The 22,817-nt window shown below is 62.1% G+C and carries 19 protein-coding genes and 1 tRNA gene; 9 read left to right on the top strand and 11 right to left on the bottom strand.

Features of this window, described 5'->3' with window-relative positions; genetic code table 11:
• Positions 1–199: 199 nt before the first annotated feature.
• The 3 genes from thrS to yidD form a co-directional block, all read right to left on the bottom strand.
• Entirely contained in the window at positions 200–2,173 is a 1,974-nt protein-coding gene (thrS, locus tag NKK47_RS16485) for a threonine--tRNA ligase (protein ID WP_352577608.1), read from the bottom strand.
• Between the two features lie 167 nt (positions 2,174–2,340).
• Positions 2,341–3,156: a class D beta-lactamase gene (gene blaOXA / locus NKK47_RS16480; RefSeq protein WP_352454452.1), complete on the bottom strand. Its 816-nt coding sequence runs from the start codon at positions 3,154–3,156 to the stop codon at positions 2,341–2,343.
• 146 nt (positions 3,157–3,302) lie between these two features.
• On the bottom strand, positions 3,303–3,677 hold the full coding sequence (gene yidD / locus NKK47_RS16475) for a membrane protein insertion efficiency factor YidD (protein WP_352454656.1): 375 nt from the start codon (positions 3,675–3,677) through the stop codon (positions 3,303–3,305).
• Positions 3,678–4,016: 339 nt separating this feature from the next.
• Between yidD and NKK47_RS16470 the strand changes: the two genes are divergently transcribed.
• A complete protein-coding gene (locus tag NKK47_RS16470; protein ID WP_352454453.1) occupies positions 4,017–4,931 on the top strand; it encodes a LysR substrate-binding domain-containing protein in 915 nt (304 codons plus the stop codon).
• Here NKK47_RS16470 and NKK47_RS16465 read toward each other — a convergent pair.
• Entirely contained in the window at positions 4,928–5,374 is a 447-nt protein-coding gene (locus NKK47_RS16465; protein WP_352454454.1) for an iron-sulfur cluster assembly scaffold protein, read from the bottom strand. The genes NKK47_RS16470 and NKK47_RS16465 overlap by 4 nt on opposite strands.
• A 240-nt stretch (positions 5,375–5,614) precedes the next feature.
• Between NKK47_RS16465 and folE the strand changes: the two genes are divergently transcribed.
• The 3 genes from folE to NKK47_RS16450 all read left to right on the top strand — a co-directional run bounded on the left by folE (position 5,615) and on the right by NKK47_RS16450 (position 7,814).
• Positions 5,615–6,277, top strand: a complete 663-nt coding sequence (folE, locus tag NKK47_RS16460; protein WP_023678880.1) for a GTP cyclohydrolase I FolE — start codon at positions 5,615–5,617, stop codon at positions 6,275–6,277.
• Between the two features lie 10 nt (positions 6,278–6,287).
• On the top strand, positions 6,288–6,758 hold the full coding sequence (gene hisI / locus NKK47_RS16455; RefSeq protein ID WP_352454455.1) for a phosphoribosyl-AMP cyclohydrolase: 471 nt from the start codon (positions 6,288–6,290) through the stop codon (positions 6,756–6,758).
• 84 nt (positions 6,759–6,842) lie between these two features.
• Positions 6,843–7,814 (top strand): patatin family protein, encoded by a 972-nt coding sequence (locus tag NKK47_RS16450; protein ID WP_352454456.1) that lies wholly within the window; start codon positions 6,843–6,845, stop codon positions 7,812–7,814.
• Positions 7,815–7,832: 18 nt separating this feature from the next.
• Here the strand turns inward: NKK47_RS16450 and recJ are convergent, their stop codons facing one another.
• The 5 genes from recJ to NKK47_RS16425 all read right to left on the bottom strand — a co-directional run bounded on the left by recJ (position 7,833) and on the right by NKK47_RS16425 (position 13,862).
• Positions 7,833–9,617 (bottom strand): single-stranded-DNA-specific exonuclease RecJ, encoded by a 1,785-nt coding sequence (gene recJ / locus NKK47_RS16445; protein ID WP_352454457.1) that lies wholly within the window; start codon positions 9,615–9,617, stop codon positions 7,833–7,835.
• Positions 9,618–9,677: 60 nt separating this feature from the next.
• A complete protein-coding gene (glpX, locus tag NKK47_RS16440) occupies positions 9,678–10,661 on the bottom strand; it encodes a class II fructose-bisphosphatase (RefSeq protein ID WP_352454458.1) in 984 nt (327 codons plus the stop codon).
• 202 nt (positions 10,662–10,863) lie between these two features.
• The gene (locus NKK47_RS16435; protein ID WP_352454459.1) at positions 10,864–12,177 is read right to left on the bottom strand and encodes a homoserine dehydrogenase; all 1,314 of its coding nucleotides are present in this window, start codon (positions 12,175–12,177) and stop codon (positions 10,864–10,866) included.
• Between the two features lie 40 nt (positions 12,178–12,217).
• Positions 12,218–13,435 (bottom strand): LL-diaminopimelate aminotransferase, encoded by a 1,218-nt coding sequence (locus NKK47_RS16430; protein WP_023678886.1) that lies wholly within the window; start codon positions 13,433–13,435, stop codon positions 12,218–12,220.
• A gap of 40 nt (positions 13,436–13,475) precedes the next feature.
• Entirely contained in the window at positions 13,476–13,862 is a 387-nt protein-coding gene (locus NKK47_RS16425) for a hypothetical protein (RefSeq protein ID WP_023678887.1), read from the bottom strand.
• Between the two features lie 97 nt (positions 13,863–13,959).
• Here NKK47_RS16425 and phaC point away from each other — a divergent pair, with 97 nt between their 5' ends.
• The 3 genes from phaC (at position 13,960) to NKK47_RS16410 (ending at position 17,485) form a co-directional block, all read left to right on the top strand.
• Entirely contained in the window at positions 13,960–15,795 is a 1,836-nt protein-coding gene (gene phaC, locus NKK47_RS16420; RefSeq protein ID WP_352454460.1) for a class I poly(R)-hydroxyalkanoic acid synthase, read from the top strand.
• 216 nt (positions 15,796–16,011) lie between these two features.
• Complete coding sequence (locus NKK47_RS16415) at positions 16,012–17,235, top strand: YcbK family protein (protein ID WP_352454657.1); 1,224 nt, start codon at positions 16,012–16,014, stop codon at positions 17,233–17,235.
• A 175-nt stretch (positions 17,236–17,410) separates the two neighbouring features.
• Positions 17,411–17,485 (top strand) — tRNA-Glu (locus NKK47_RS16410).
• Between the two features lie 124 nt (positions 17,486–17,609).
• Here the strand turns inward: NKK47_RS16410 and NKK47_RS16405 are convergent.
• Positions 17,610–17,906: a DUF982 domain-containing protein gene (locus tag NKK47_RS16405; protein ID WP_352454461.1), complete on the bottom strand. Its 297-nt coding sequence runs from the start codon at positions 17,904–17,906 to the stop codon at positions 17,610–17,612.
• Positions 17,907–18,201: 295 nt separating this feature from the next.
• Between NKK47_RS16405 and map the strand changes: the two genes are divergently transcribed.
• Positions 18,202–19,029 (top strand): type I methionyl aminopeptidase, encoded by an 828-nt coding sequence (gene map / locus NKK47_RS16400; protein ID WP_352454462.1) that lies wholly within the window; start codon positions 18,202–18,204, stop codon positions 19,027–19,029.
• A 52-nt stretch (positions 19,030–19,081) separates the two neighbouring features.
• Positions 19,082–19,828, top strand: a complete 747-nt coding sequence (gene radC, locus NKK47_RS16395) for a RadC family protein (RefSeq protein WP_023678891.1) — start codon at positions 19,082–19,084, stop codon at positions 19,826–19,828.
• Between the two features lie 88 nt (positions 19,829–19,916).
• Here radC and NKK47_RS16390 read toward each other — a convergent pair whose 3' ends face one another.
• Positions 19,917–22,496, bottom strand: a complete 2,580-nt coding sequence (locus NKK47_RS16390; protein ID WP_352454658.1) for a bifunctional diguanylate cyclase/phosphodiesterase — start codon at positions 22,494–22,496, stop codon at positions 19,917–19,919.
• Between the last annotated feature and the right edge of the window lie 321 nt (positions 22,497–22,817).

Below are 22,817 nucleotides of genomic sequence, written 5' to 3'. Positions count from 1 at the left end.
GGCCGAAGGCAGGTCGAAGACGCAGCGGTGAAGGCGGTCGAGCAAGATCTTGCGGTCGCGCAGCGGCTTCCAGTTCGTCCCACTCCAGCACGTCGCCGATGCGCACGTCGATCGATCTTGCCGGATAGGCTCGCGGCGTGACAGGCATATGAAAATGGCGGTGGATCGCTCCACCGCCATTCGTTGCTGGTCGACTGGTTCAGGCCGCGCGGCGCTTGCGGTCGGGTGTCACCGCCTCGTCGGCAAGCAGCTTCACGGCGGCTGCGAGGCCGAGTGATTCCTGGTCGCGCGACCCGAGACGACGGATATTGACCGTTTCTTCCTCGGCCTCGCGCTTGCCGCAGACGAGGATGACCGGCACCTTGGCCAGCGAATGCTCGCGGACCTTGTAGTTGATCTTCTCGTTGCGCAGATCGGCTTCGGCGATCAGCCCCGCCGCCTTCAGCTGCGCAACGACCTTTTGGGCGTAATCGTCGGCATCGGAAGTGATCGTCGCCACCACCACCTGCAGCGGCGCGAACCAGAGCGGGAAATGGCCGGAATAATTCTCGATCAGGATGCCGAGAAAACGCTCCATCGAGCCGCAGATGGCGCGATGCACCATCACCGGCTGCTTCTTTTCCGAATCCGAGCCGATGTAGAAGGCGCCGAACCGTTCCGGCAGGTTGAAATCAACCTGCGTGGTGCCGCATTGCCAGTCGCGGCCGATGGCGTCCTTCAGCACATATTCGAACTTCGGCCCGTAGAACGTGCCCTCACCCGGATTGACGCCCGTCTTGATCCGGTTGCCCGACCGCGCCGCGATCTTGTCGAGCACGTCCTGCAGCACGCCCTCAGCATGATCCCACATCGCGTCGGTGCCGACCCGTTTTTCGGGGCGGGTCGCCAGCTTGACGGTGATTTCGTCGAAGCCGAAATCGGCATAGGTCGAGAGGATCAGATCGTTGATCTTGATGCACTCGTCGGCGAGCTGTTCCTCGGTGCAGAAGATGTGCGCATCGTCCTGGGTAAAGCCGCGCACGCGCATCAGCCCGTGCAGCGCGCCGGACGGCTCATAGCGATGCACATTGCCGAATTCCGCAAGTTTTACCGGCAGATCGCGGTAGGATTTCAGCCCGTGCTTGAAGATTTGGACGTGACCGGGGCAGTTCATCGGCTTCAGCGCAAACACCCGGTCGTCGTCGGTGTCGTCGCCAGCAACCGTCACCTTGAACATGTTGTCCCGGTACCAGCCCCAGTGGCCTGACGTCTCCCACAGGCTCTTGTCGAGCACCTGCGGCGCGTTGACCTCCTGATAGCCCTGTTCGTCGAGGCGGCGACGCATATAATTGACCAGGTTCTGGAACATCCTCCAGCCCTTGGCGTGCCAGAACACGACCCCGGGGCCCTCCTCCTGGAAGTGGAACAGGTCCATCTCACGGCCGAGCTTCCTGTGGTCGCGCTTCTCGGCCTCCTCCAGCATCGTCTGGTAGGCTTCGAGCTGCGCCTGGTCGGCCCAGGCGGTGCCGTAGATGCGCGTCAGCATCGGGTTGTTCGAATCGCCGCGCCAGTAGGCACCGGCGACTTTCATCAGCTTGAAGGCGCTGCCGATCTGGCCGGTCGCGGCCATATGCGGACCGCGACAGAGGTCGAACCATTCGCCCTGCGCATAGATCTTGAGATCCTGATCCTCTGGGATGGCGTCGATCAGCTCGAGCTTGTAGCGCTCGCCCTTGTCGGCAAAGATCCTTTTCGCCTTTTCGCGCGACCAGACCTCTTTGGTGAACGGCTTGTTGCGCGCAATGATCTCGCGCATCTTCTTCTCGATCACCGGGAAATCGTCGGGCGTGAACGGCTCGTTGCGGGCAAAATCGTAGTAGAATCCGTTTTCGATCACCGGCCCGATGGTCACCTGCGTTCCCGGCCAAAGTTCCTGCACGGCTTCGGCCAGCACATGGGCTGCATCGTGGCGGATGAGCTCCAGCGCACGCGGGTCCTCGCGGGTGATGATCTCGACTTTGGCCGATCTGCCGATCGGGTCGGAAAGATCGCGCACTGTGCCGTCGATCGAATAGGCGACGGCCTTCTTGGCCAGCGACTTCGAGATCGATTCCGCCAGGCCGGCGCCGGTCATCGCCGCGTCGTAATCGCGAACGGAACCATCGGGAAATGTCAGGGAAACGGAATTCAGCATAAGATTCTCCTATCCAGTCCCGCAAACGAGCGCGGGTGGTGAAATGCATGTCGCCCAAGACTGCTTAGCGGTTTTGGGGCTACGACATGCATCAGTAAGAGCCGGATGCGTCCGGCGGCGAGCGGTCTTTTATGGGCAGTTTTCGGCGCCGTAAAGCCGGATGTAGATCACCTGAGGAGATTCGGCAGATCTTTCAGGAACATCGCCCGCGTCTTGAGCCCCTTTGGCGTGTCGGAACGTTTCGTATCGACTACCAGGCGGGCAAAGACGATCTTGCGAGCATCGGTCTGCGCCCAGCCGACAAACCAGCCAAGCGAGCGCTTGTCGGCGCTGTCGCCGAGCCTGGTCGTTCCAGTCTTGCCCTGCACCGTCCAGCCGCCTGCCCGGAAGGTCGGGACAATCGCGCTGGTCATCGCATGGGCCTTGTCCGAGACCGGCAGTTTCCGCGCCAGCAGCTTGCGCAGGAAATCGACCTGCTCGACCGGAGATATCTTGAGCGAAGAATTCACCCAGGAATGGGTGAGGCCGTCATTCTTGCCGGCAGTGCCGGAGACTTCGGTGTTACCATAGTCCAATCTGGACACATAGCCGGCAAACTGTTTGCTGCCGAGCCGGCGCGTAATCTCGCGTGAGAACCAAAGGACCGAATCCCTTTCCCAGATCGTCGGGTCGACGGTCTTGCGGTCCCGTTTCGGGGCATTGAACTCTGCCTTGTACTCCCAGCTTGGCGTATGCTCGTCGCTCAGGATTCCAGCATCATAGCCGATCAGCGCCAGCGGAACCTTGAATGTCGAGGCGGGGCTGAAGCGTTGATCGCAGGTCCCTTGGCGATACAGCGTCTCGCCGCTTGCGGCGTCGACGATCAGCGTGCATTCGACGTCCCCGAGCGGCGCCGATTGCGCACGGATCGGAAAACCCATCAGCCACGCCAGGACATAGAGAACCACGGCGAAAACGAAGGGAAGACGATCTATCCGGCGCATTTGGTAATCTCTCCTGAAGGGTGTCAGGAGCGGCTTAGCGAGATGTCTTGTCTCGATTTTGTCTCAAATGCGCTATGTCAGCGCAAGCTGCGGTTAACCCTACCAGATCGTAAAAAGCGATCCCTTTGTGCACCGCACAGCTGCGGTCAACTGTCCAGGTCGCCGCGTTTTTTCCCGATCCGCCAGTACCGCCATGGCGTGAACCAGAGGTAGCGATCAGCCAGTGCCTCAGGCACCCGGTCGATGCCGTGCGTGCCGAACGGTCCGCAGCGCAGCACCCGGAAAAACCCCATCCAGCCGCCGGCCCATAGCCCGTGGCGGGCGATCGCTTCGTGCGCGTATTCGGAACAGGTCGGCAGATGCCGGCAGGAATTGCCGACGAAGCCGGACAGCGTCAGCTGGTAGAGTCGGACAAGCGACGTGCCGAAGACGCGGCCCGGCGTCTTGCGCCACGGGCCGGGCCAATTGCGTCCTTGTCGAATCGGTCTGGCGCCGTGCGCTTGCCGATGTTGGCCGACCACCGCAGTCTCCACATCGCGTTTCCCTACGCGATAGATGTGCGAATCGGGCCAGGAAGGCAATGCCGTTCCGGCAATCCGGTCATGGCCTGGGTACGGCGAACCGGGTAGCGGTCGGGCGTCGGCCTTCGACATACGGGGACGCTGGTCGGCGGCCTCTCCTCGCACCAATCCCTATGCGGTTTCTCGTCGTACCACTGAAACGTCGCGATCCGCAGGACATCGCCCAGAACGTTGAGAAACTGGATCATGGCGGCACTCCTTGAGCACCGATTAGAGCGCCGCTGGCCTTGCTCTTCAAACGAGTATAACGTCCACGTCAGATAACTCTGAGTTATGCGAATGAAGCGCGGACACCTCCCCCTGACGGCTCTCAGAAGCTTCGAAGCAGCCGGTCGTCACCTGAGCTTCAGCCGTGCGGCCGAGGAGCTTTATGTTTCGCAGGCGGCGATCAGCCGACAGATCCGCGAGCTCGAAACCTTCCTGCGCCAACCTTTGTTCTTCCGCCATCATCGCCGCGTCGAGTTGACCGACACCGGCCGGCGGCTGCACGACCAGTTGGTCAGAAGTTTCGAGGGCATCGACAGGCTGCTTTCGGAATTGACGGCGGCCCCGACGCAGTCCGTGGTACGTGTCAGCGTCGAGCCATCGCTCGCATCCGTATGGCTGGTGCCGCGGCTCAACCGGTTTCGCGAGTTGCGACCCGACATCGACGTTTCCCTTGAGGTCGACCCGAGGTTGATAGAGTTTCGCAGCGATCAGCCCGAACTTGCCCTACGTTTCAGTGCGCACGCCACCTCATGGCCACGCAGCGAAGCCGAACAGCTTGCCGCGGTCGTCGATTCCCCAGTTCTGTCGCCGGCACTTCTTGCATCCGGCCCAGCTCTGGAAAAGCCGATCGACCTTGGTCGCTATACATTGCTGCACGAAGAAAACCGTCAGGCTTGGGCGCGCTGGTTCGAAGCGGCGGGCGTGACGGCTGATGCCGTGCCTGCGCGCGGCCCGATGCTGGCCGATGCTTCGCTTTCGAAGCAGGCAGCCTTGCTTGGACATGGTGTCGCGCTGGGCGATCTTTTGCAGATCGGCGAAGAACTTGCGTCCGGCGCGCTGATCAAGCCTTTCGACATCGACGTCGCGTCGGGCGCCTATTGGCTAGTGGCCAGAAGGCTGAATGACCTTTCCGAGCCGGCCAGGGCTTTTGCCGACTGGGTCCGGGCGGAATTCGCCGAAAGCCGGCGTTTTCTCGCCAAGGTTTAAGCCGCCTCTTCCGCCCGCTTCTTTTCGATCTGGCCGATCGCGTCGACCACTGCGTCGAAGGTCAGCATGGTCGAGGCGTGGCGCGCCTTATAGTCGCGCACCGGCTCCAGGTATTTCAGGTCGGCGAAGCGGCCTTCGGGCGGCGGGCCATTTTCCTTCAGCATCTTCAGCATCGTCTCGCGCACGCTGCGCAATTCTTCTGCACTGGCGCCGACGACGTGCTGCGCCATGATCGAAGACGACGCCTGGCCAAGCGCACAGGCTTTCACGTCATGCGCGAAATCGCTGATGACGCCGTCATCCATCTTCAGATCGACGGTCACCGTCGAGCCACACAGTTTGGAATGTGCTCGTGCGGTTGCGTCGGGCCGGTCGAGCCGGCCGATCCGTGCGATATTTCCGGCAAAACCCAGAATTTTCGCATTGTAGACATCGTCGATCATATTTTTCCAATTCGTCGCTGCCCAGCGAACAGCGATTGCCGCTCTGGCGTCTTCCTTTCGCTCGGCACGAACATATATAATGGCGGTAGTCGGGTATCGACAAGGCGACCACAAACCTCGTCGTGCCCAAATCTGTTCACGCCACTTACGGGCTGGAAACCGGGCGAGTTTCTAACACCCGAAAGGTCGTGGTCCGTTCAACTCGTTCCTCCTAAGAGAGGAACTACGGGAGACGCCTTTATGGACGCCGTTATCAAGAAACTCATGCCGCAGTCGGCCTATATGGAAAAGCCGGTCACCGACCGGCCAAGCGAGGCCGAAGTCGAAGCCGCGGTGCGCACCTTGCTGCGCTGGACCGGCGACAACCCTGACCGCGAGGGTCTGATCGACACGCCGAAGCGCGTCACTAAGGCGTTCCGCGAAATGTTCAACGGCTACGACATGTGTCCGGCCGAGGAACTCGGCCGCACCTTCGAGGAAGTCGCCGGCTACGATGACCTCGTGATCGTCAAGGACATCACGTTCCACTCGCATTGCGAGCACCACATGGTGCCGATCATCGGCAAGGCGCATGTCGGCTATCTGCCGGACGGCAAGGTCGTCGGCCTGTCCAAGATCGCCCGCGTCGTCGACATCTTCGCCCATCGCTTGCAGACCCAGGAAGCGATGACGGCGCAGATTGCCGGGGTCATCCAGGACGTGCTCAATCCGCGTGGCGTCGCCGTCATGCTCGAGGCCGAGCATATGTGCATGGCCATGCGCGGTATCCGCAAACAGGGCTCCACCACGCTGACCTCGACCTTCACCGGCGTCTTCAAGGATACACCCGAAGAGCAGGTCCGCTTCGTCACCATGGTGCGCGGCGGCGGAACTGATCAGACCCGCCCCACCTTAGTTAAATAAGGACCGGCGAATGTCGGCATTGGAGTTCCCGAAAGCTCCCTCAGACAAGAAGGCGCTTGAGGAAGGCACGGTCCTTTCGCCGCGCTTCGATGCCGGCGGCCTCGTCACCGCCGTCGTCACCGATGCCGAAGACGGCATGCTGCTGATGGTCGCGCACATGAATGCCGAGGCACTGGCGCTGACGCTCGAGACCGGCCTCGCGCACTACTGGTCGCGTTCGCGCAACGCGCTGTGGAAGAAGGGCGAAACCTCGGGCAATGTCCAGGAGGTTGTCGAGATGCTCACGGATTGTGACCAGGACGCGATATGGTTGCGCGTCAAAGTGCTGGGTCACCAAGCAACTTGTCACACCGGCCGACGTTCATGCTTTTATCGGACGGTGGGGCTGAGCGATGGCAAAGGGACACTTGCCAGCGACGGCAGCAAGCCGCTGTTCGATGCGGAAAAAACGTATCAAAAGCGCAATACACCATCAATATGAACCATTCGCAGCACTTCAGCCACGTATATTCATGATTTCGATACGGCCCGCCTATAGGATGGCCGTGGGACAAGGGAGATTGTGATGCTCGACTGGGCGTCATTGCGCAACAGACCTGACGTTCGGGAGGCCAATGGCCTCTCCTCGGCCGCGGGCGCATCCGAAACCAAATCTCCGGGCAAAACAGGGATTTCGCTGGCATTGGGCGGCGGCTGTGCGCGCGGCTGGGCGCATATCGGCGTGCTGCGCGCGCTTGACGAAGCCGGCATCGAAGTGTCGATGATCGCCGGCACCTCGATCGGCGCGCTGGTCGGCGGCTGCTATGTTGCCGGCAAGCTTGACGAGCTGGAAGAATTCGCGCGCAGCCTGACCAGGCGGCGCATTTTTGGCCTTCTCGACCTCAATCTACGCGGCAGCGGACTGTTCGGTGGCATGAAGCTCGACGCACGGCTGCGCGAGCACATAGCCGGCATCCGCTTCGAGGACCTGCCAAAACCGTTCGTCTGCGTCGCTTCCGAAATCCGTACCGGCCATGAAATCTGGCTGTCGAGCGGCTCGTTGAGTACCGCAATGCGCGCCTCCTACGCGCTGCCCGGCGTGTTCGAGCCGGTCGCCTGCAATGGGCGCGTGCTGGTTGATGGCGCACTGGTCAATCCGGTGCCGGTCTCGGTCTGCCGCGCCTACGAGCAGCCGCTCGTGGTTGCGGTGAACCTTCACTACGATCTGTTCGGCCGCGCCGCTGTGATCAAGCACAATGCCGGCGAGTTGGTCGTCGAGAAAGACGCGCCGAGGGCCGGCCACGCCGATCCCGAACGTCAGTCGCGCGAGACACGGCTCGGCATCACCGGCGTCATGGTCGAAGCCTTCAACATCATCCAGGACCGCATCTCGCGCGCCAGACTGGCCGGCGATCCGCCGGACATATCGCTGCAGCCGAAGCTCAGCCATATCGGCCTGACCGAATTCCACCGCGCAGACGAAGCGATCCGTATCGGCTACCAGGCAACGATGGCGCAAATCGGCGAATTGACCCGGCTGCAGACCGTCCTCGCCTAGGCCGAGCGGTCAGAGCTCTCAGGCAAGCGCCGCGTCGACGATGCGGAACTGCACCGTGCGGTTGCCGTTCCAGTGATTGCCCGACAATGAGCCGGCGACGTGCACCGGTTTGCCCCTGTTCTTGAACAGGAATTCGCCGAGCGCAGTATCGAGGGCGCGAAAGGCGATCGCCTGGATGCGGCCGCCACTTTCCGACTGCAGGTCGGCGCGGATGTGGTTGGTGCCGACCGCCCGCGCATCAACAAGCCGGTGACGCGGCAGCGCGAACACCGGCGAGACATGCCCAGCGCCGAACGGCCCTGCCCTCTCTAGTGCATCGAGCAGCCCAAGCGTGGCACCCTCGGCGGCTAGCGCACCGTCGATCGCCAGGCTCTCCTCGCCTTGCAGCCGGAATACATCCACCGCCGCGCGTTCTTCGAAGAAAGCCCTGAGTTCGCCGAGCTTCGCCCGCTCGACAGTGATGCCGGCCGCCATTCCGTGGCCGCCGCCCTTGACGATCAGCCCGGCATCGGCGGCCTCGCGCACCAGCCGGCCGAGGTCGAAGCCAGACACTGAACGGCCTGAACCGGTACCGACACCATTGGCGTTGAAGGCGATGGCAAACGCGGGCCGGCGCGCATGGTCCTTGAGCCGCGAGGCAAGCAGGCCGACAATGCCCGGGTGCCAGTTGCTGCTGGCTGTGACCACGATGGCCGGACCATTGCCGCCGGCAAGCTCGGCGTCGGCCTCTGAGCGCGCCGCGGCCAGCATCTCCTGCTCCATCGACTGCCGTTCCTGGTTGAGCCGATCCAGCGTCTCGGCGATGGTGCGGGCTTCGACCGGGTCGTCGGTGGCAAGCAGGCGGCTGCCAAGTGCTGCGTCGCCGATGCGCCCGCCGGCGTTGATGCGCGGACCGATCAGAAAGGCCAGATGGAACGTGCTGATCGGCTCGCCTATACGCGAGACCCGCGCCAACGCCGCCAGCCCTTCGTTTCTCTGCTGCCGCGCCACCTGCAGCCCCTTGACCACGAAGGCGCGGTTGACGCCGGTGAGCGGCACCACGTCGCAGACTGTGCCCAGCGCCACCAGATCGAGCAGGGCAAGCAGGTCCGGCGGTGCGGCATCGGGCAAGCGGCCGCGCAGGATCTTCGCGGTCTGCACCAGGCAAAGGAAGACGACGCCGGCGGCACAAAGATGGCCTTGGCCGGAAAGGTCGTCCTCGCGATTTGGGTTGACGACCGCAGCCGCCGCCGGCAACGGCCCGCCGACCTGATGGTGATCGAGCACCACGACGTCGGCGCCGACGGCCTTCGCCGCGTCGATGGAAGCAGCACTATTGGTGCCGCAATCGACGGTGACGATCAGCGTCGCGCCGCGCGAAACGAGTTCGCGCATCGCTTCCGGATTGGGGCCGTAGCCCTCGAAGATGCGGTCCGGTATGTAGATCTCCGACGCCACCGAGAAATGCGCGAGAAAGCGCTTGAGCAGCGCCGACGAGGCGGCGCCGTCGACATCGTAGTCGCCAAAGATCGCCACCTTTTCTCTGGCCATCACCGCCTGGGCGATGCGAGCGGCGGCCCTGTCCATGTCGGTCAGCGATGCCGGGTCGGGCAGCAGGTTGCGGATGGTCGGATCCAGAAACTGCTCGGTCTGCTCGGCGGTGACGCCACGCCCGGCCAGCACGCGTGCCACGATATCGGGCACGCCATACCCTTGCGCGATGGCGAGCGCGGCCATGTCCTGACGCTCGGTCAGCCGGTGTTCCCAGGAAACGCCGGTGGCCGACTGCCTGACATCGAGGAAAAAGCGTCTTTCCCCCGTCACGTGACGCGCCGTCTGCAATTTGTCATTGCGCACAGTATGCAACGGCTAACTGAGTCGAAATCAAAACTTTTCCAGATCCTGGTGCCTGGCCTTGATTTCGCGCACGGTCCGCGATGACGATCGCAGGACGATCGTGTGCGTGGTGATGAAATTGCGGCCGAACTTGACGCCGGCCAGCATATTGCCGCCGGTGACGCCGGTCGCGGCAAACAGCACGTCGCCGCGTGCCATGTCTTGCGTGTGGTAGATCCGTTTAGGGTCGGAGATGCCCATCTTGGCGGCGCGCGCCAGCTTTTCCGGCGTATCGAGGATCAACTTGCCCTGCATCTGGCCACCGGTGCAGCGCAAGGCGGCAGCTGCGAGCACGCCTTCCGGCGCGCCGCCGGTGCCGAGATAGATGTCGATGCCGGTCTCGTCCGGGTCGGTGGTATGGATGACCCCGGCGACATCACCATCGCCGATCAGACGAATTGCGGCTCCGGTCGCCCGCACGGCTTCGATCAAGGCGCCATGGCGCGGCCGGTCGAGAATACAGGCGGTGATCTCCGCCACCGGCACGCCCTTGGCCCTGGCCAGGCTGGCGATGTTTTCGGCCGGCGAGGCATCGATGTCGATGATGCCGTCGGCATAGCCCGGGCCGATCGCGATCTTGTCCATATAGACGTCCGGCGCGAACAAAAGGCTGCCTTTTTCGGCAATGGCGATAACGGCCAATGCGTTGGGCAGGTTCTTGGCGCAGATCGTCGTGCCTTCGAGCGGATCGAGCGCTATGTCGACAGCCGGGCCTTTGCCGGTACCGACCTCCTCGCCAATATAGAGCATCGGCGCCTCGTCGCGCTCGCCCTCTCCGATCACCACCGTGCCGTTGATGGCAAGACGGTTAAGCTCCTGCCGCATGGCATCGACCGCGACCTGGTCGGCGGCTTTCTCGTCGCCACGTCCGCGCAATCTGGCGGCCGCGACCGCGGCGCGTTCGGTGACGCGCACCAATTCCATGGTCAGTATCCGGTCGAGGCCGGCGACAATGTTCTGGGCCACATTCATCGATGGACAATCCTCGTTGGCACTTTGTTTTTATTATGCATGTCGTTGTCCCAAAACCGCTGCCCACTTTTGGGCGACATGCATTAGCCTCCCGCCAGAGACGCGCTTCTTGTGTCAAAGCCCCGTGACAACAGCAAGACCTGCGCTGGACCTTTTTGAAAGCACAGCAATATCAATCGATTAAACGCAAAATGTGAGACTGCTATCCGGCCCGCTCGATGCGGATGACTTGCGGCTTGTCGGTCAGAAGGCTGTCCCTGGTGATGCCGTCGACCGCCTTGCGCACCGCCGCCTCGGTCGTCTCGTGGGTCACCAGGATGACGGTCTTCTGTGCCTCGGTTTCCGGCCCGGCGGCATGCTGGACGATCGATTCCAGCGAAATGTCGTTGTCGGCCATGCGCTTGGCTATTGCCGCGAAGACGCCGAGGCGGTCGTGTACGGTCAGCCGGATGAAATAACCGCCGGCATGGCTGCGCATCTGCGCTTTCTTGTAAGGCTTCAATTCCTTCGCCGGCCGGCCGAAGACCGGACCATGCTGGAAGCCAGGCCGGCTCTTGGCGATGTCGGCAATGTCGCCGATCACCGCCGACGCGGTGGCGTTGCCGCCGGCGCCAGGGCCGGAAAGCAGCAATTCGCCGAGGATGTCGGTTTCGATCGCCACCGCATTGGTGACGCCGTGCACCTGCGCGATGACCGAGGCCGTCGGCACCATGGTCGGGTGCACGCGCTGCTCGATGCCGCTTTCGGTGCGTTGGGCGACGCCAAGCAGCTTGATCCGGTAGCCGAGATCGCCGGCCGCGCGGATGTCGGCCTGGCTGATGTTGGAGATGCCTTCCATGTAGATATCGTTGGCGGCGATCTTCGTGCCGAAGGCAAGGCTGGTCAGGATCGACAGCTTGTGCGCGGTGTCGTGACCCTCGATGTCGAAGGTCGGGTCGGCTTCGGCATAGCCCAGCCGTTGCGCATCCTTCAGGCAGGCATCGAAAGACAGGCCCTCGGCTTCCATGCGCGTCAGAATGTAGTTGCAGGTACCGTTGAGGATGCCGAAAACGCGGGTCACCGAATTGCCGGCCATCGCCTCCCGCATTGTCTTGATAACCGGAATGCCGCCGGCCACCGCCGCCTCGTAATTGAGCAGCACGCCTTTCCTCTCGGCGATCTCGGCCAATGCCACCCCGTGTTTGGCAAGCAACGCCTTGTTTGCGGTGACGACATGTCGGCCGGCCTCGAGCGCCGCTTTGACGGACGAGCGTGATGGGCCTTCGTCGCCGCCGATCAGCTCGACGAAGACGTCGATCTCGGCGGTCTGCGCCATCTTGACGGCGTCGTCGAACCACTGTGCTGTGCCAAGATCAACGCCGCGGTCGCGTTTGGGATCGCGGGCCGAAACCGCCGACACGACGATGTCGCGCCCGCACTGCCGCGTCAGTTCGGCCGCCTTGTCGCGCAGCACGCGGGCCACCGACGCACCGACGGTGCCGAGCCCGGCAATTCCAACACGCAACGCTTCAGCCATATCCGGCGACGCCCCATTCAGTCGGTTGATGTGTAGAAAATCAGCGATGCGCGGCGAGCGGCACGACGTTATTCGGCTGCTTGGCGCTGGATGCGAGGAAGCGCTTGATGTTGCGCGCCGCTTGCCGGATCCGGTGCTCGTTTTCGACCAGCGCGATGCGCACGTGATCGTCGCCATGCTCGCCGAAGCCGACGCCCGGCGCCACCGCGACGTCGGCGTGCTCGATCAGGAGCTTGGAGAACTCAAGCGAGCCCAGGTGCTTGAACGGCTCCGGGATCGGCGCCCAGGCGAACATCGAAGCCGCCGGTGCGGGAATGGTCCAGCCGGCGCGGCTGAAAGCGTCGACCATGACATCGCGGCGTTTGCGGTAGACGTCGCGCACTTCGGCGATGTCGGCGCCGTCGCCGTTGAGTGCATGCGCCGCCGCCACCTGGATTGGCGTGAAGGCGCCGTAGTCGAGATAGGATTTCACTCGCGTCAGCGCCGAGATCAGCCGTTCATTGCCGACCGCAAAACCCATGCGCCAGCCCGGCATCGAAAAGGTCTTCGACATCGAGGTGAACTCGACGGCGACGTCTATGGCGCCCGGCACCTGCAGCACCGAAGGCGGCGGATTGCCGTCGAAATAGATCTCCGAATAGGCAAGATCCGACAGGATGATGATGTCGTTCTTCCTCGCGAAGGCCACCACCTCCTTGTAGAAATCGAGCGAAGCGACCAGTGCCGTCGGATTGGACGGATAATTGAGGATCAGTGCCAGCGGCTTCGGGATCGAATGGCGGATGCCGCGCTCCAGGGCCGGGATGAAGCCGTCGTCCGGCTCGACCTGCAGCGAGCGGATGACGCCGCCCGACATGATGAAGCCGAAGGCGTGGATCGGATAGGTCGGATTAGGGCAAAGGATCACATCGCCGGGGGCGGTGATCGCCTGCGCCATATTGGCAAAGCCCTCCTTCGAGCCGAGCGTCGCCACCACCTGGCTGTCCGGGTCGAGCTTCACGCCGAAGCGGCGGGCATAGTAGTTGGCCTGGGCACGGCGCAGGCCCGGAATGCCGCGCGACGACGAATAGCGGTGCGTGCGCGGATCGCGCACCACCTCGCAGAGTTTGTCGACGATGGCCTTGGGCGTCGGCAGGTCCGGATTGCCCATGCCAAGGTCGATGATGTCGGCGCCGCGCGAACGGGCGCTGGCCTTCAGCCGGTTGACCTGTTCGAAGACATAGGGCGGAAGCCGGCGGACCTTGTGAAATTCTTCCATGGCAGTTCCAGACAGTGAGGTTGCGGTCGCGCGTATAAGCTTATTTGCAACTAGGGTCGAGAGCGGGGTCGCATTTGCCTTCGATCTGCTTCAGCGCCTCGGCGCCGTGTTTTTTTGCCAGCTGGTCCAGCGCTGCCTGGTCCGCAACCTTGACGCCGCCGCCCTTGGCGGCCTGGCTCTGCTCCTCGGCCTTCAGTTGGGCGAGCTTGGCGTTCTTTTCCTCGTCGGTGAATTGCTCGGCCGCCACCTGCGGCCGGATGTTCAGGTTCGGATAGGAACCGGTGTCCTTCGCGCCGACAAGGCCGGTGGCGGGCGCTGCACCTTCTATGTTGCTGCTCGTGCAACCGGCCATCGCCAACAGGACGAGCGCCATGCGGCAAAAACGACCAGTGCCGGAAAAAACGTTCTTGCCAATATTAATCGTCATATTGTTTTCCTGGCGGCCGGGTTAGAGCACATTGGACCCTGTTCGATATCCCATGGTAATATGTCAACAAAACGCTTCGGGAGGAACCCCGCGAACCATGTCCAAAACACCCGATTCGGGCAAAGCGGAAGATGACCAACCTTCGACCGTCGAGCAATATCTGGTGAAGGACCCGGAACGCTTCGCCCTGAACATGGCCCGCATGATCGAGCAGGCCGGCAAGGCCGCCTCGGCATGGGCCGAGCCGCGGGAAAAGGGCGAGGTGCGCGATCACGTCGCCGAGCCGGTCGTCGACATGGTGAAGACGTTCTCCAAGCTCACCGAGTACTGGCTCTCCGACCCGCAGCGCGCGCTGGAGGCGCAAACGCGGCTGTTTTCCGGCTACATGACCGTCTGGGCCAACGCCGTCCAGCGCATCGGCGCCGGCGCCGAGGACGCCGAGGACGCGGTCAAGCCCGAGCGCGGCGACAAGCGTTTCCAGGACCCGGAATGGGGCCGCAACGCCTTCTTCGATTTCCTCAAACAGGCGTATCTGGTCACCTCGCGCTGGGCGGCCGAACTGGTCGAGCACGCCGACGGCCTGGACGAGCACACCCGCCATAAGGCCAGCTTTTATGTCAGGCAGGTGTCCAACGCCATCTCGCCGTCGAATTTCATCCTGACCAATCCGGAATTGTTTCGCGAGACTGTCGCCTCGAACGGCGAAAACCTGGTGCGCGGCATGAAGATGCTTGCCGAGGACATCGCCGCCGGCAAGGGCGACCTGAGGCTGCGGCAGGCCGATTATTCGCCTTTCGAGATCGGCAAGAATCTCGCTACCACGCCCGGCAAGGTGGTCGGCCGCAGCGACGTCGCCGAGATCCTGCAATATGAGCCGGCGACTGACACCGTGCTCAAGCGGCCGCTGCTGATCTGCCCGCCATGGATCAACAAATACTACATCCTCGACCTCAACCCGCAAAAATCCTTCATTCGCTGGGCAGTCGAGCAAGGCCACACCGTCTTCGTCATCTCCTGGATCAACCCGGACGAGCGGCATGGCGCCAAGAGCTGGGAGGCCTATATCAGGGAGGGCCTGCAATACGGCCTCGACACGATTGAAAAGGCCACCGGCGAAAGGCAAGTCAACGCCATCGGCTATTGCGTCGGCGGCACGCTTCTGGCGGCGGCCCTGGCGCTGATGGCGCAGGAAGGCGACCACCGCATCAAATCCGCCACCTTCTTCACCACCCAGGTCGATTTCACCTATGCCGGCGATCTAAAAGTGTTCGTCGACGAGGAACAGGTCGCGGCCGTCGAAAAGGCGATGAACGAAAAAGGCTATCTCGACGGCACCAAGATGGCGACCGCCTTCAACATGCTGCGCTCGGGCGACCTGATCTGGCCCTATGTCGTCAACAACTACATGCGCGGCAAGGATCCCCTGCCCTTCGACCTGCTGTACTGGAATGCCGACTCGACCCGCATGGGCGCTGCCAACCATTCTTTCTATTTGCGCAATTGCTATCTCGAGAACAGGCTTTCGCAAGGCATGATGGAACTGGCGGGCCGCACGGTTTCGCTGAAGGACGTTACCATGCCGGTCTACAACCTCGCCTCTAAGGAGGACCATATCGCGCCGGCGCTGTCGGTATTCCTCGGCTCGAAATATTTCGGCGGCGAGGTCGATTACGTCATGGCCGGCTCCGGCCACATCGCCGGGGTCGTCAATCCGCCGGCAGCGCAGAAATATCACTACTGGACCGGCGGCAAGCCGGCCGGCGACTTCGACCAGTGGCTCGCCGGGGCCACCGACCATCCCGGTTCCTGGTGGCCGCACTGGCAACGCTGGATCGAAGCCAAGGACAATACCCGCGTACCGGCCCGCAAACCGGGCGAGCATATGCAAGTTCTAGGCGAAGCCCCCGGCACCTATGTCAAGGTGCGCGTGTAACCATCTGTAATGTGTGGTGAGTTGACGCGCCGCCAAAAGCGGGCGAAATGGTGCCGTCAACCCTGAGCAGCCTTGATTCATCCTCTAGCCGCCAAAGTACTTTGAGGCTTGCAGATTTGACACAGGTCTCGTTTCCGGTTCGGGGAACAAGGGTCATTTCGACGAGACGTTTCGACGCCGCGCCAATGACGAACCGGTCGGATATCGAGGGGGAATATTGTTTTGAGATCAGCAGGATCGCGCCTCGCGAAGGGAGAAAGCCGCGCCATTGTGGCGGCGCTTTTCTCGGTGCTCCTGGCGTCCTGCACCTCGGCCGGCGACCCGACCATGTCGGTCGGCATGCCAGGCTACAATACCTCGGCTACCGAAATCAGCACGGTCGCCGGTGCGCCCCAGGCCAGCACGGCCGCATCATCGTCGCAGATGACAACCGCACAAATGACGATGAATGCCGACGGTGACGCCAACCTTCCCGAGCAGGTGGCCTATGTGCCAGTGGCCAAGCCAGGGGCCAAGCCCGATGCCGGCTTCCCGATCGCCGTTCCCACGGCAGCCGGGACGATCGCGGGACACACGCCGCAGCCGCTGCAACCAAACGCCCAGACGGCCGATCAGGCCGTGGCACAGAACAGTGCTGATGCATCGAAGCCCGACGCCAAGGCCGCAGCGCCGGCGATGAAAAACCCGGTCTATGTGACCGCCGGCGAGATGCCGCAGCCACAGGCCTACGCACCGAAGAAAAATTTCCTGGCCTCGCTGTTCAGCGCCACCCCCGCTTCGGCAGCATCGCCGGCCAACAGCAGATCGGGCGGGCAGCCAACGGTCGTGCAGGCCAAGGCGACGCCTGCGGCAAAACCCACCGTTACCCTGGCCTCGGCCAATCCGGCTGAAAAGCCGGTGCAGCTGGTGTCGACGGGCGATACCAGCCACTTCACGGCCGATGCGCTGCCCGGCGTGCGCCAGACGGCGCTGTTCGAGATCAAGCGCAAATCCGGCCTCGACGATGAGAGTGACGTCGATCTCAACGAAGACGAAGGTTCGGGTGGCGCCTACCAGGTCGCCTCCGCCGCTGGCCTCGCACGGCTGGCACCCAACGGCCTTCTGAAACAGAACGAAAGCGTCGATGTCGCCTGCTTGAAGCCGTCGCTGGTTCGCGTGCTGAAGACGATCGAAGGCCATTACGGCCGCAAGATGACGGTCACCTCCGGCTATCGCGACCCAGCCCGCAACCGCCGCGCCAACGGCGCCAAGAATTCGCTGCACATGTACTGCGCCGCCGCCGACATCCAGGTTCCTGGCGTCTCGAAATGGGAACTGGCGAGCTACATCCGCACCATGCCGGGCCGCGGTGGCGTCGGCACCTACTGCCACACCGAATCCGTTCATGTCGATGTCGGCCCCGAGCGCGACTGGAACTGGCGTTGCCGCAGGCGCGGCTAGGGCGAGCTTCTTCCAGCACTGCGAAGCTCCCCTTCGGCGGCGTTGCATCATGCCGCAAAACCAGCTTGGCTGTTGGAAAGACGCGCTTTGGAGCCAAAGGAAAAAAGTTGTCGCAGCCGGCGGCAGACGGGTTGCCGGTTTGTCGCGACGCAACTATAAGCGCTCACATCTGAGCGCGCCCATCGTCTAGCGGTCAGGACACCGCCCTTTCACGGCGGTAACAGGGGTTCGATTCCCCTTGGGCGTACCAGCATTTCAACTTGGCATATGTCTATCGCCAGCGTGATGCTGCGCAAGCTTTGCTGGACCCGCCACTCTGATAGGGATGTCGGCAAGAAGAGGCGAAGACGACTGAGGACTACGTCGAAGGCTCCCTACGCCCTCAGCCCCCTCGCCTCGCCGCCGCGCTTGCGCGGCACCATCATGTCCCTGGCCAGGAGGCCGCTCACCCGGCAAAAGGCCATGAAGGCCCGCCATGCGTCTTCGGTCTCGACGATGTCCACAGTGGCGCCAAAACAGGCATTGAACGCGGCCTGGTAGGTTGGTCCGTTCCGGCGAACCGGCCACGTTTGCAGGAAATCGAGCGCCTGCTCGACGCTGTAGATTTCCTCGACCGGCTGGCCGGGCACAGGCGCGATCCGCACCGGCACCTCGAATTGCAGTCTGTCCATTCGATCTCTCCCGAACCGACCCCCGCAGCAACGCCGTTCGTCGCAAAAAATTGCCGTGGCGGCTTAATGCTTGGGCCGCTTCTCGCCTAGAAATGTGTCGTCACTACGGTGGTCAATGAACCCGGCGAAGCATGGGCCGCTAGAGGCAAGGAGAATGCCCCCAGGCGTGAATATCGCCAGTCTTCGGCCGTCGCCGGCAGTTCGTCCTTGAACCTTGCGCTTTCCAGTGCCAAATCTGGGAAGGTTTCTCTCGCGGAGGCTCATCCAGCCCCGCATCCCTGCAAGACGGATAAAAATGGTCACCTATCTCGACGCCGCCACGGCACCGCTCAGAAACACCGGCCAGATCCGTCTTTACGACGAGGAAGGTTTTGTCGGCATGCGCAAGGCTTGCGATCTCACCGCGCGCTGCCTCGACGAACTGGTACCGATTGTGGCGCCCGGCGTCACCACCGAAGCGATTGATCGCTTCGTCTTCGAGTTCGGGATGGACCATGGCGCGCTTCCGGCGACGCTCAACTACCGTGGCTACACGAAATCATCCTGCACCTCGATCAACCACGTCGTCTGTCACGGCATACCCGACAGCAAGCCGTTGAAGGATGGCGACATCGTCAATATCGACGTCACCTATATCCTCGACGGCTGGCATGGCGACTCCTCGCGCATGTATCCGGTGGGCACGATCAAGCGTGCCGCGGAGCGGCTGCTCGAAGTCACGTATGAGTGCCTGATGCGCGGCATCGCAGCAATCAAGCCGGGCGCCCGAACCGGCGCCATCGGCGCCGCCATCCAGACCTATGCCGAAGCCGAGCGTTGCTCGGTGGTGCGCGATTTCTGCGGCCACGGGGTTGGCCGGCTGTTTCACGACGCGCCGAATATCCTGCATTACGGCAGCGCCAGCGAAGGCGTCGAGATGCGGCCGGGCATGATCTTCACCGTCGAGCCGATGATCAATCTCGGCCGGCCGCATGTGAAAGTGCTGTCGGACGGCTGGACCGCGGTGACGCGCGACCGTTCGCTGTCGGCGCAGTACGAGCACACGATCGGCGTCACCGAGACCGGCTGCGAGATCTTCACGCTGTCGCCAAAAAACCTCGACCGCCCCGGCCTGCGGGCCTAGTGTCTGGCAGATCGGGCGTTACCTTGCCCGGCAAATGCTGGGTGGGGCAGCCATGAACGGTGACGACGACGAGCGGGCCTTCTTTCCCGAAAGGCCAGTGCGATCGCCCGCGAAGGCGGTGGCCGCCGACAAGCCGCATTATCTCGGCCATCGCGACCGCCTGCGCGAGCGCTTCGCCGCCGGTACCAACACCCTCCCCGACTACGAACTGCTCGAGCTTTTATTGTTTCGGCTGATCCCGCGCGCCGACACCAAGCCGGTCGCCAAGGCATTGCTGGCACGCTTCGGTACATTGGCCGAGGTCCTGGGTGCGCCCGTCGAGCGCCTGCAGGAGGTCAAGGGCATCGGCCCGGCGGTGGCGCTCGACCTCAAGGTGGTTGCGGCAACGGCGCAGCGCATGGCGCGCGGCGAGATCGCCGGCCGCGAGTTGTTGTCGACCTGGACGCAGGTTCTCGAATACTGCCGGTCGGTGATGGCCTTCGAGGAGCGCGAGCAGTTCCGCATCCTGTTCCTCGACAAGAAAAACGCGCTGATCGCCGACGAAGTCCAGCAGGTCGGCACAGTCGACCACACACCGGTCTATCCGCGCGAGGTGGTCAGGCGCGCCTTGGAGCTCTCCGCCACGGCGATCATTCTGGCGCATAACCATCCGTCGGGAGACCCGACGCCGTCGCGCGCCGACATCGAGATGACCAAGCTGATCATAGAGACGGCCAAACCGCTTGGCATTGCCGTTCACGACCACATCATCATCGGCAGGAAAGGCCACTCCAGCATGAAGGGCCTGCTGCTGATCTGAGGTTTGGCGTTGTTTTCAGCTTTGTCCGCTGTGCGCCTCTGTACCGCAACGTCAAGGCGGTCGGCTCGATAAATTCTGGCGCCGAGGCTCAGCTGGCCGTGCGCAGGCGTCGCGATCGGACAAAGGTCTTAAGTCCCTCGGAATCGAATGCGTGGCCGAAGGCATAACCCTGCAATATGTCGCAGCCCAGGCCCTCGAGTAGCCGTGCATGCTGCATCGTCTCGACGCCTTCCGCCACGACCTCGATACCCAGCGACTTGCCGATTTCAATGATCGACGAGACAACCTGCCTTCTCTGCGGAGATTTGACGATTGGGGTGACCAGCTGCCGATCTATCTTCAGCCGGCGCGGCTGCAACTTCAGCAAACTGACCATCGAAGCGTAGCCGGTACCAAAATCGTCTATTTCGACGTCAATCCCCAGCTCTTTTATCTGCTCGATATTCCAGGTGACAAGGTCGTCGTTCTCGTCCAGGAAAATCGACTCAACAAGCTCGAACGAAACTGTTCCTTTCTTGATATTTTGTTCTCGCAGGCTCTTGATGAGCTCCTCGTCTTGAAGGCGCCTGGCCGAGACATTGACCGACACCCGCGGAATGTGAAGTTTGGCCGCGGACCACTCTTCGAAATCCGAAAGCGATTGCTTCAATATGGCTTGGTCGATGATCGAGACGACGTTCAGTTCTTCTGCAATCCTCAGGAAGATGTCGGGCGCCAAAATACCCTTTATTGGATGTTTCCACCTCGCCAGCGCCTCAACCCCAACGATTTCGAGCGTCTTTGCGTCAAATTGGGGCTGGTAGAAGGGGATGAACTCGTTGCGCTCGAGGCCGCCGAGAATTTCGTCGGCAATCCGCTTAGTATCGACGATTTCGCTTTGCATCGCGTCGGTGAAGAATTCGTATCGATTGCGGCCCCGCCCCTTTGCTCGGTAAAGCGCGATATCGGCGTTCACCAGCAGGTGTTTGGCTTCGACATCTTTTGCGTTATCGACAGCGATTCCCACGCTGACACCAAAACGGCATCGATGACCCTGATAGTAGACGGGTTCGCGCATCTGGCTGATGATGCGGTCGGCGAGCAGCGCCAGTTGCTTGGTATCGTCGCGCACCACGCACAGAACGATGAATTCGTCTCCCCCGATACGGGCGACGAATCCCTCGTCGCCGACCTTCGACCTGAGCACGGTTGACGCGTGAACCAACATCGCGTCACCGGCGGCGTGGCCCAGCGTATCGTTGATGTGCTTGAACCGATCCAGATCTATGTGAAGCAGTGCCGCGTGCCCGCCTGAGCGCCTGGCGTTTGCCGCGTAATGTTCCAGTACCTGGTCGAGGTAACGCCGGTTGGGCAAGCCGGTCAGCGAATCATGAAGCGCGATGTGCTCTATGCGCGCTTTGGCCGACTCGAGTTCTGCATTTTTCGACTCGGACAGCTGTTTTGCACGAACCAGATCCTTGTTCAGCAGGACGTCGGCAGTCACGTCCCATTCCGCGCCGATCATTTTTGGGGTGTCGTTTGCGACCCGGTAAAGGATCGCCTTGGACCGGACATGACGGATCTCGCCATCCTGACGCACAATCCGGTACTCCGACAAATATGGTCGTCCGCTGGCCACCGCCCTGTCGAAGTCCGCGTTAGCGCCAGCCAAATCATCTGGGTGGATTGCTCCCGCCCAGTCTGGGTAGCCCCGGTGCTCGCCGGTTGGTTTGCCATATATTTCGTTGACGCGATCATCCCACGTAAGCTCGTTGGTCGCGAGATCGTGTTCCCAAACCCCAATAGCCGAAGCTTCCAGAGCGAGTTCCAAGCGTCGTGACAATCGACGCAATTCCGCATAATTGCGCTGTCTTTCGCCAATCAGGCGGCCTGTGACCAGGAAAGGGAACACAACCAAGGCTCCGGCCGTCGCCATGATCGCGCGCAACAACCATGCGTTGCTTGGCGTCGAAGGCCAGCCATTTTTGGGAATGGCCGCGAGCTGCCACGAGCCGGAAGGAAGCAAAACGTCAGCCGTCACCGGATCGCTTTTGCTGATCTCCTCATTGCCGTAGAATTGACCACCTCGGTGACCGAGGGCGTCCCTGCCGATCAGCGCTACGTCGATCCCGAGATCGTCGTCAAGCAAGCCGCTCGCTCTGTAAAGGCGCTGCACGTCGACAACGGCGGAAATGATACCCCAGAACCTTTCCGTATTGCCAGCGCTCGGCACGAAGACCGGAAAGCGGCCGATGAAGCCTTGTCCTCCCTGTTTCAGGTCGACGGGACCGGCAAGCACCAGCTTGCGTTCGTCTCGCGCCCTTAGCGCAGCCGCACGCTGCCGCTCGTTCTTGCGGTAGTCCAGACCCATCGCCTGCTCGTTACCCTCCATCGGATACATAAGGGAAACGACCAGATCGGGCGCGCCGGCAATATCGTTCAATTGCGAGTCGGCGCCAAATAGATTGCTCGCGAGCGAGGCGAAGCGTTGCTGTCCCATATAGGGCTCGGTCACGACCGCGGCGACCAGTCCACGCACGAGCTGGAGGTTTCCATTGATATTGCCTTCGAGCTTGGCGCGGATGAGATTGACCTTGGTCAGCACGTCCGCACGGACGGCCTGGTCCGAGACGATTTTGTTCTGGTGCTCCGCGAATGCTGCGCTGACAAGGATGACGACAAACGCGATCGCCGCCGGAATATTTGCCGACGAAAAGACGGCCTCCTTGATGCCGTTGAACCTAGCGCGGAAAAAAGCCAATAGGCGATTCCTCAAGTGCCGTTTTCAGGTTCTCGGTGTCGACCCGATGAGGAACATTAGCTTTCAATGTTTAATTTGACCTTCATACTCCTGAGAAATTTCATTTTCCGACGGCTGACGCCGGCTGCGATACCGACAGCGATGCTGAAGGCGGGCTGCACGATGCGGACCAACATGAAACGCCAGCTAGATCAGCCTTGTTCGGAAGATCGAGGCGCACGAGCGCCATTGCACATTTCGACGCTCCGA

The organism is Mesorhizobium sp. M0019, from assembly GCF_040323975.1.
Lineage (GTDB): Bacteria > Pseudomonadota > Alphaproteobacteria > Rhizobiales > Rhizobiaceae > Mesorhizobium.
This window is presented reverse-complemented; position numbering and strand designations above follow the sequence as displayed.

What these genes read in the sequence shown, in the direction of transcription:
- thrS (WP_352577608.1), bottom strand. Translation starts at nt 2,173, where the DNA reads ATGCTGAATTCCGTTTCCCTGACATTTCCCGATGGTTCCGTTCGCGAT.
- NKK47_RS16435 (WP_352454459.1), bottom strand. Translation starts at nt 12,177, where the DNA reads ATGGCTGAAGCGTTGCGTGTTGGAATTGCCGGGCTCGGCACCGTCGGT.
- radC (WP_023678891.1), top strand. Translation starts at nt 19,082, where the DNA reads ATGAACGGTGACGACGACGAGCGGGCCTTCTTTCCCGAAAGGCCAGTG.
- blaOXA (WP_352454452.1), bottom strand. Translation starts at nt 3,156, where the DNA reads ATGCGCCGGATAGATCGTCTTCCCTTCGTTTTCGCCGTGGTTCTCTAT.
- map (WP_352454462.1), top strand. Translation starts at nt 18,202, where the DNA reads ATGGTCACCTATCTCGACGCCGCCACGGCACCGCTCAGAAACACCGGC.
- hisI (WP_352454455.1), top strand. Translation starts at nt 6,288, where the DNA reads ATGTCGGCATTGGAGTTCCCGAAAGCTCCCTCAGACAAGAAGGCGCTT.
- NKK47_RS16470 (WP_352454453.1), top strand. Translation starts at nt 4,017, where the DNA reads ATGAAGCGCGGACACCTCCCCCTGACGGCTCTCAGAAGCTTCGAAGCA.
- NKK47_RS16450 (WP_352454456.1), top strand. Translation starts at nt 6,843, where the DNA reads ATGCTCGACTGGGCGTCATTGCGCAACAGACCTGACGTTCGGGAGGCC.
- NKK47_RS16405 (WP_352454461.1), bottom strand. Translation starts at nt 17,906, where the DNA reads ATGGACAGACTGCAATTCGAGGTGCCGGTGCGGATCGCGCCTGTGCCC.
- NKK47_RS16425 (WP_023678887.1), bottom strand. Translation starts at nt 13,862, where the DNA reads ATGACGATTAATATTGGCAAGAACGTTTTTTCCGGCACTGGTCGTTTT.
- glpX (WP_352454458.1), bottom strand. Translation starts at nt 10,661, where the DNA reads ATGAATGTGGCCCAGAACATTGTCGCCGGCCTCGACCGGATACTGACC.
- NKK47_RS16465 (WP_352454454.1), bottom strand. Translation starts at nt 5,374, where the DNA reads ATGATCGACGATGTCTACAATGCGAAAATTCTGGGTTTTGCCGGAAAT.
- phaC (WP_352454460.1), top strand. Translation starts at nt 13,960, where the DNA reads ATGTCCAAAACACCCGATTCGGGCAAAGCGGAAGATGACCAACCTTCG.
- NKK47_RS16430 (WP_023678886.1), bottom strand. Translation starts at nt 13,435, where the DNA reads ATGGAAGAATTTCACAAGGTCCGCCGGCTTCCGCCCTATGTCTTCGAA.
- folE (WP_023678880.1), top strand. Translation starts at nt 5,615, where the DNA reads ATGGACGCCGTTATCAAGAAACTCATGCCGCAGTCGGCCTATATGGAA.